The following is a 7,482-nucleotide window of genomic DNA, read 5'->3' as shown; positions in this document are numbered from 1 at the left end:
GAATAGTATTCTCTTGCTTCATCGGTGACTCCCGTCATTAAGTAGCATGCGTCATCTCAAGTAATTGCTGTTTAAGGGCATGTAAATCTTTTTTGGTAGTGAGCTTGCCGCCGTGTAATAAATGGGTGAACCAAATGCCATCGGCTGCCATTCTAGCTACTTCAAGCTGTAGGCTGTTATCGGTCTTTTGATGCTTCACCATACGTCCTGCCATCCACACATCCCAACGCTCAACTAACTCAGGTCTAGCACACAGCGAAAATGTCAAAGCTGAAGATAATCTATCATCAATACAGGCAAAGAAAGTGGCATGGATATAGGCTCTAGTAAAACGACCATAATCGACTGTATCTTTAGCTAATAAATCGTCAAGCAACTTGTCAAGCATCGCTAATTCACGGTCAAATACAGCTTCAATTAGAGCCTTTTTATTGGGAAAATGATGAAATAAAGCTCCTTTAGTGACCCCTGCTTCAGTTGCCACCTTATCAATGCTTACCCCTGCAAAGCCGTGCGTAGTCATTAAACTTGCGGTACTTTGTAATAAGCGATGCCGCACCATGTCAGGGTTTTTTTTAGGTCTATTCAGATTAGTCATTAGCTATGCCCACTCATTTTAGAAAAGCCATTAATCACTACTACCCCAATCACAATCAGTGCAATACCTACAATAGCTGCCATATCTGGTTTTTGCTTAAAGACCAAGACGCCAATAACCACTGTTAAGATAATCCCGAGACCACCCCAAGTTGCATAAGCAATGCCAATGGGTAAGGTGCGTAATGCCTGTGCCAGCATAAAAAATGATCCTGCATAAAATACCCCACAGATAAGAGTCGGCACAAGGCGAGTGAAATGCTCAGATTTGCCTAAAAACGTGGTAGCGATGACTTCAAGTACGATGGCAAAAAACAGAGCAGCATAGGATAAAAGCGAGTTCATAAAATTAACCAGTAGGAAAAAATCCTATTATACATACCAACTAGTTGGTATACATAATAAAATTTGTGACTTTTTTATGTTAAATTTCTTTAATGGGGTCAGCATAGAATCTGGAAAGATTAGCCCGCTAAGTAATTTCTTTGAGTTGATGAGCCAAAAGCAAAGCTCTCAAGCCATCTTGTTTTCTTTAAGTATATTACTAGTTTTTTCCCTGTACAGAACCTGACGTAGTGACACTAACTGTATTGGTATAATGATATATGCCATTGTGGCAGGCTATGCTCGACAACGATTAAAAAGCCCAAAATCTCGTTAGAATTTCAACCGAGCTGGTGCATCGTTTATGGGACTTGCAGGAACTTGGCTAGTGGCAAAAGGTTAAGAATTTTTACAGCTACTATAAGCTATATACGGTGTACCTTCAGCTAAATTGATATCAGGTCTGTGAATAGAGTATACCCCAGCGGAACTAGCTATTTCACTCCAAAAACCTATTAACAGACTACTCAAAACAGACTGTCATTGTGGAACCACTTAAAACAGGCTAATCAAACACCTCTGAATGGCTACCCAGCCTAACAAAATCTACCGTATCGCTCTGAACACGGTAGATAAGCACCAAATCAGGCTTAATATGGCAATCCCTAAACCCTTTATGATTGCCGGTCAACGCATGGTCTTTGTATTTAGCCGGTAGCGGTATATCGTTCGTCAAACAATTAAGCACCTCGCCCCATGCAGGAGTGAGCAAGCTTAGATAATTCTTTTTGGCATCTCTCTTAAACTGACTGGATACTTCAATGGATCTCATCAGCCTCGCCTTCTAGCTCATCCATCAAATCACCAAAGCTATCGTACTTAGTGCCGTTACCGCTCGCGACCTCTGCAATAGCAGCAAGTGTTTGCGCGTTGAGCTTAGGTTGTTGATAGTCAAAAGACAGAGGAATCGCATTAGTATCGGCTACTTGGTTCAAGAACAGTCTTATGGCTTGTGAAGGCGTTAGACCATAGCTTTCAAGAACAGAGAAAGACCTATCTTTCAGATCCTGGTCAAGCCGTATATTATAATTAGTTGTAGTCATAGCAATCACCTTTCGCTTATATTCGTACCCCCAATATAAGCGAAAGGTGATTAAACCTCAATAACTTTAGCGTTCTATCTTCTCGCTAATCTAAGGGGTAATAGTCTGCTCATTTAATCCAGCAAGAAAATCATCAACCGTTTTCTCAATGCTTTTTTGCATGACATACAGATCAGAAGTGGAGTACTTCCCCAGCTGATTTCTTTCATCCATGACTTCAAACAGCTTGCTTCTGACCACTTCTTCGTGTGTTTTATCGTCAATCAACAGCAAATTAAGCTTCACGACAGCTCTATTGTAGGCTTCTTGAGTGGCTTCAAGTTGAAGGCTTTTATTGCTAGCTACTGATACACCGATCATGCTCATAAATAACTCCGCTACTAGAATCATCTGTAGCTACAGATGATTTTTTTAGGTTAATAAGTTGTTTGTACCAGCCTAAGATTATGCCAGTGAATGACGAGAAGTAACGCTCTTATAATCCCTTTTTTGTAGCAGATTTTACGACAGATAAAAGACCCGTTATTTTCTACCTAATTTAATGACTACACCATACGCACCCTAAAGGGACTGCCAAATAGCTGATATTGTTAGGTTTATTGAAATTGAAGTGTTTGCAAAGTGCAAACAAAATCGTTCTTAGTTATTGATTTATAAAGAAAAAAGGTGTTTACAATCTGTAAACAGCCAAGTTGAAAAACAGTGAAAAATAGCCCTTTTTTACCGCCTTTTGCTGCAAAAATCACGCTTTCCTAACAGGCGAATTTATGGTGTAGTAAGTACACCTCAGTGAAATAACACCCAATTATAGGAAAAAAGTGGCGATGAACTATGCAATTTTGAGGACGGCAAAATTAAAGACGATGGGCAACATTGGTGGCAGTCTTGCACACAGCTACCGAATGATAGAAACGCCCAATGCTGACCCCAACCTCACCCCTAAAAATCATCATAGCGTTGCTACCCCTGAAGCCGTCAAACAGATAATAAAAGATCGACTTCCTGAAAAAAGACGCGCTGATGCGGTGCTATGTATTGAGTATTTGATCACCGCCAGTCCTGAATGGGAAGGTTGGGGAAAAAGCCAAGAAGCTGAATTTTTTAAGCGATCTGCTCAGTGGCTCATGGATAAACATGGAGAAGGAAATATTGCAGGTATGAGTATTCATCGGGACATAAGTACACCGCAGCTGGTCGCTTATGTCGTTCCTATTGACCAAAAAGGGAAGCTCAACTGTAAGGGTTTTCTAGGCGGCAGGGTTAAGTTAAATCAGATGCAAACCGATTTTGCCAACACGGTCGCTGATTTAGGGCTAACGAGGGGCAAGGAAGGCTCTAAAGCCAAACATACCAGCATCAAGGAGTATTACCACGACATCAATCACGCGCGAGATTTTAGTATTACGACCGTAGCGCCTAAGCCTGAAATGTTTGAAAGCAAGGCTAGATATGGGGAAAAGGTCACAATAGCCGTTATTGAGCAAGTAGAACCCACTGTGAAGGCAGCAAACAGCATCCTGATGGACTACGAGAAGGCTAGATTGGATAAAAACGTTGCGGAAGCGAGCTATGACACCCTTAAAAAACGTGTTGAGCCTTACCTAGTGGCAATTCAAGGTTTAAATCAAGAGGAAATCGCTAGATTGAATGAAGCAATGCAGCTAGAAAGCCGTAAAATCGCCATAGAGAGAGTTAAATATGAAAGGGCTAGGTATCTATCAAAATAGAGAATGAAGGCTGTTAAATCTAATTACGTAGGCATATAGAGTGGTTTCTATACCTCATTACTAAGGTTAAAGAAAAATAAAATCAATAGAATGCTAAAAAATTTATAAATTTTAAAAAACCTACTGCTTTGGATGAAGTCAAAAATAAACTGATAAATAATTTTGAAAGTGTTGATCGATTATCTGATCCAAAAGAGAACAAAAAAGCCTCTGATATTTCGAGGTAACTAGGGCTTTTTTCTTTTATCTTTTCAGTTAGTAAAAAAAATAAGAAAATGCTTTTAATGCTTTTAATGCTTTTAATAGCTTTTAAGCTCGCTGTAGCCCTTACTGTTACTGACTTTCAGACCCCATTAAAGGACGTTTAGTTACCCATTAAAGGACGTTTAGTTACCCATTAAAGGACGTTTAGTTACCCATTAAAGGACGTTTAGTTACCATTAAAGGACTATTTATAATTTGACCTTTAGATGACTTAATGTAATATGTCATTAAATACTTATGGATAAGATGGTTATGCACACTAAAAAAAACCTAGTCGTAAAAACTAATCAACTGAATCAGGCATTACAAACTTTATCATTGGCTGAAGTGCGAATTATTCAACTAGCCATAGTTGATGCTAGAGAGACAGCCACAGGATTAAGTACAGACAAGCCGTTACGAATTGATGCCACTCGTTATGCAGAGGTATTTGAAACTACACGGCAAAATGGCTATAAACGCATGAAAGAAGCTGAAGAAACCCTATTTAATAGACGTTTTACCTACCTTGATGATAATGGTAAGCCGATTAAAAGCCGTTGGTTGCAGCAGGTACAATATCATGATGGTGAGGGCGCAATAGAAATAGTATTTACTCTTGCTGTTGTAGAAGGTATCAGCCGTATCAATGGCTTAGAACAGTTTTTTACCTCGTATTTGCTAGAGCAAACGACACAGTTTGATAGTGTTTATTCAGTACGCCTTTATGAGTTATTGACGCAATGGCGCACAGCTAAAAAAACACCATGTTTTGAGATAGGGGTTTTTAGAGACCAGATGGGGCTAGGAATCAATGAATACAAAGCGATGTGTGATTTTAAGAAACGTGTTTTAGACCTTGCTACAGATGAGATTAACAAAAAATCGGATCTTAAAGTCAAATATGAGAACGTAAAAAAGGGACGCAAAATTATAGGTTTTACTTTCACTGTTCATGAAAAGCCAAAAGCTAAGACTGATGTAGTTAGTAAGGAGCGCGACGCCAGTACAGCAGATATGTTCACGGTTGATGGACTGAATGATAAGCAGCTAGGGCGTATTGCTCGTAACCCTGCTTTTATGGCGGAATACAATCATTTAGTAAGTCCTACCAGCCTAGCTGGACAGTCACAACAAGGATGGGAATTTGAAATGATTAACCGCCTTAAAAAAGACCCTACACAGTTTAATAAACGTCCTATCAAAGAATATCTTGAATACTAGGTCTGATGAGTGTGTTAGATGGGTTCGGTTCCCTAGTGAGGACTTGAACGCTAAGCTGTAATCTAATGGTATCAACGTTTTAACTCGCTGAAATAGTCACAGTGTGCTTATCATACATATTCTGTTCGTGATCGGTGCGATTCAGGTTAAGGAGAGCTGCGCCGCTATTCGTTTTTCCCATTCAGAGTTAGAAATGAAGCCAATATTTTCTGACTTTATTTCTTCTAAAATAGTATAACAAGCACTAAGCTGGTTAATAGTATTGATGATCTCAGTTTTTTGACGTTTCGCCTTAGTAAGTTTTTCGGAAATAGTAATTAAATCTTTATCAATATTGAGAGTGCCATTGAAATGATCATTCAGGTATCTTTTACATTCGTTAAGAGTAAAACCGATAGCTTGTGCGTCTTTAATCATTTTAATACGCTCAATACATTCAGGATGAAATTCGGTGTATAGGCGTGATCCTGCTTGGCGTTTTCGAGATTTCAGTAGTCCCATCTCATCGTAATGACGAATAGTATCTTTGGTTGTGTTAGCTTGTGTTGCTAAAGCTCCTATTAATAAAAATGATGTATCAGATTCCATACTATAACCTTAAAAATATAATTTTTATCTAGTTTTGAATAACTATACCGTAACCTATAAAATACTATTGGCTTCTGAATATGTTGTACCCCAAAACAGACGTAGTGCTTTTTCTATTGGTTTAAAAAATGGTAAAATCTTTATTTTTCCAGAGCCTACCACCCAAAGCTTCATTATCTGTGAACAGGCGATTAGTGATTTGCCTAATGAAACTATTGCAGATGTTGAGGGCTACCCCATTGAAGCCCAAAGTAACTATCAGCGACTAATGCGAACGGATAGCAACACCTTATATAATCATCAGGCAACATTTCATATATTTTCTTGTTTTCTGTGCTGATATCAAATTGCCTTTCAAGGCAACGCCTTAGTATCGATATCACGGTTGCGAGGTAGGGTAAGATAAGGGAAACGGCTCACCTTGGCCCGTATTTTTTTTTGTCGTTTGCCTGGATTACCCCAGATAACCTCTAAGGTGGTACCTTCGATAGCATACTCAGTTTCAATAACCGCCAAAGAAATCATACGACGGTAATAAAACGAATAAATACGTCCGCTTGAAATACCTATACTGCGATTATCGATCTGTACCTCATCTGCCACAACAATAGAACTCTGCGTTGTCCAAATAGGATTGGCTGGGAATTCCATGAACTCAAAAGACTCACCAGACTCAAAATAAGAGGCATAGATATCTTTAATATCGTCCGCATACCATTCAAGCGTTACAATTTTTTTTGCTTGCTGCTGCATGGCAACTTCAAGGGCGGCTCTGCCAATGAAGTCATGATCAAAGGTGATCATATGCCCCCAACCTAAATCGATAGGGTTAAAATAACGACGGGTGATATCGACACCTGCACTGCCTGGCAGTTTGGCAAGCAAAGCATCGTATTTGCCATTTAAATAGTCCATAAAGTCTTCATCTTGGGCCCAAGCAGGTAAAAAGTGGATAAAGGCTTGGGCAAAACCATTTTCCGTATGATTCATGCCGTAAGCACGCATCCCTAGACGAACTAAGTTAAACGGTTGTCCTGCTGCCATTAAGGCTTGATAAACCAATGGAGCATCTTTGATATCCCCATGCACTTCATACGCCAGTGTGCCTGCTACGCCCAACCGAAAAATCCGCACAGCAATACCTGTTGGTGGTAGTTCACCCCCGTAGATATGCACTGTGCGATGCCAAATAAATTTAATATCACTGAGGGATTCTTGGGTGGCTGCCTCAAGAATTTTCAAAGATAAGGGACCACCCAGTTGGAACAGAAAGGATTTGCCTGTCAAATCTTCGATATTGACATCATAGTTGCCACGACTGGTAATGTATTCTAGGTAAGGCGATAAAAAATATGATACGAATGCATTATCCTCTGTGCGAAGCAGCATACCATCCGCCATCACATTACCCTTATAGTTACACATCACGGCATGCTTTGATGCACCAACGCTAAATCGGCTAAAATCGTTGATACAATGATCGCGAAACAATGTTAATGCATCGGGTCCTGTGATGCGTGCAGGCATTGGCGGATTTAGCCCAGCGTGCAAGTAGCAGCTCTCTTTCCATGAAAGGACTTCTGTTTTCCAGTCCATAAATTGATAAGGATAAAGATGCCCAAACGCCACATTGTAATCGGCAACGTCTTTAAAAAAAGGAATATAAGGGCTATAGG

10 protein-coding genes are annotated in these 7,482 nt (G+C 39.7%); 3 read left to right on the top strand and 7 right to left on the bottom strand.

The window, feature by feature from the left end:
• Positions 1 to 37: 37 nt before the first annotated feature.
• The 5 genes from JMV76_RS14305 to JMV76_RS14285 all read right to left on the bottom strand — a co-directional run bounded on the left by JMV76_RS14305 (position 38) and on the right by JMV76_RS14285 (position 2,390).
• Positions 38 to 598: a TetR/AcrR family transcriptional regulator gene (locus tag JMV76_RS14305; RefSeq protein WP_025651147.1), complete on the bottom strand. Its 561-nt coding sequence runs from the start codon at positions 596 to 598 to the stop codon at positions 38 to 40.
• The gene (locus JMV76_RS14300; RefSeq protein WP_102076209.1) at positions 598 to 942 is read right to left on the bottom strand and encodes a DMT family transporter; all 345 of its coding nucleotides are present in this window, start codon (positions 940 to 942) and stop codon (positions 598 to 600) included. The genes JMV76_RS14305 and JMV76_RS14300 overlap by 1 nt, the downstream gene beginning before the upstream one ends.
• A gap of 544 nt (positions 943 to 1,486) precedes the next feature.
• Positions 1,487 to 1,753 carry a type II toxin-antitoxin system RelE/ParE family toxin gene (locus JMV76_RS14295; RefSeq protein ID WP_015060936.1) on the bottom strand — a complete coding sequence of 89 codons (267 nt, stop codon included), beginning with the start codon at positions 1,751 to 1,753 and terminating at the stop codon, positions 1,487 to 1,489.
• A complete protein-coding gene (locus JMV76_RS14290) occupies positions 1,740 to 2,024 on the bottom strand; it encodes a type II toxin-antitoxin system RelB/DinJ family antitoxin (protein ID WP_025651143.1) in 285 nt (94 codons plus the stop codon). The genes JMV76_RS14295 and JMV76_RS14290 overlap by 14 nt, the downstream gene beginning before the upstream one ends.
• 90 nt (positions 2,025 to 2,114) lie before the next feature.
• Positions 2,115 to 2,390, bottom strand: a complete 276-nt coding sequence (locus tag JMV76_RS14285) for a hypothetical protein (RefSeq protein WP_087040377.1) — start codon at positions 2,388 to 2,390, stop codon at positions 2,115 to 2,117.
• A gap of 458 nt (positions 2,391 to 2,848) precedes the next feature.
• Here JMV76_RS14285 and mobV point away from each other — a divergent pair, with 458 nt between their 5' ends.
• Both mobV and repM read left to right on the top strand, forming a co-directional pair.
• On the top strand, positions 2,849 to 3,751 hold the full coding sequence (gene mobV / locus JMV76_RS14280) for a MobV family relaxase (protein ID WP_051403460.1): 903 nt from the start codon (positions 2,849 to 2,851) through the stop codon (positions 3,749 to 3,751).
• A gap of 516 nt (positions 3,752 to 4,267) precedes the next feature.
• A complete protein-coding gene (repM, locus tag JMV76_RS14275) occupies positions 4,268 to 5,218 on the top strand; it encodes a replication initiation protein RepM (RefSeq protein WP_084212265.1) in 951 nt (316 codons plus the stop codon).
• 141 nt (positions 5,219 to 5,359) lie between these two features.
• Here the strand turns inward: repM and JMV76_RS14270 are convergent, their stop codons facing one another.
• Positions 5,360 to 5,806 (bottom strand): MerR family transcriptional regulator, encoded by a 447-nt coding sequence (locus tag JMV76_RS14270; RefSeq protein ID WP_025651139.1) that lies wholly within the window; start codon positions 5,804 to 5,806, stop codon positions 5,360 to 5,362.
• Between the two features lie 34 nt (positions 5,807 to 5,840).
• Here JMV76_RS14270 and JMV76_RS15280 point away from each other — a divergent pair, with 34 nt between their 5' ends.
• On the top strand, positions 5,841 to 6,146 hold the full coding sequence (locus JMV76_RS15280) for a DNA cytosine methyltransferase (RefSeq protein WP_143515699.1): 306 nt from the start codon (positions 5,841 to 5,843) through the stop codon (positions 6,144 to 6,146).
• 14 nt (positions 6,147 to 6,160) lie between these two features.
• Here JMV76_RS15280 and JMV76_RS14260 read toward each other — a convergent pair.
• On the bottom strand, positions 6,161 to 7,482 hold a 1,322-nt coding region (locus tag JMV76_RS14260), incomplete at its 5' end, for an aminomethyltransferase family protein (RefSeq protein ID WP_201503143.1).

This window comes from Psychrobacter cibarius, assembly GCF_904845955.1.
GTDB classification, from domain to species: domain Bacteria; phylum Pseudomonadota; class Gammaproteobacteria; order Pseudomonadales; family Moraxellaceae; genus Psychrobacter; species Psychrobacter cibarius_B.
Note: the sequence above shows the minus strand (reverse complement) of the source record. Positions and strands in the feature narration are given on the sequence as shown.

Coding starts and splice junctions, on each gene's coding strand:
- JMV76_RS14270 (WP_025651139.1), bottom strand. CDS start 5,806: ATGGAATCTGATACATCATTTTTATTAATAGGAGCTTTAGCAACACAA.
- JMV76_RS14285 (WP_087040377.1), bottom strand. CDS start 2,390: ATGAGCATGATCGGTGTATCAGTAGCTAGCAATAAAAGCCTTCAACTT.
- mobV (WP_051403460.1), top strand. CDS start 2,849: ATGAACTATGCAATTTTGAGGACGGCAAAATTAAAGACGATGGGCAAC.
- JMV76_RS14305 (WP_025651147.1), bottom strand. CDS start 598: ATGACTAATCTGAATAGACCTAAAAAAAACCCTGACATGGTGCGGCAT.
- JMV76_RS14295 (WP_015060936.1), bottom strand. CDS start 1,753: ATGAGATCCATTGAAGTATCCAGTCAGTTTAAGAGAGATGCCAAAAAG.
- repM (WP_084212265.1), top strand. CDS start 4,268: ATGCACACTAAAAAAAACCTAGTCGTAAAAACTAATCAACTGAATCAG.
- JMV76_RS14300 (WP_102076209.1), bottom strand. CDS start 942: ATGAACTCGCTTTTATCCTATGCTGCTCTGTTTTTTGCCATCGTACTT.
- JMV76_RS14290 (WP_025651143.1), bottom strand. CDS start 2,024: ATGACTACAACTAATTATAATATACGGCTTGACCAGGATCTGAAAGAT.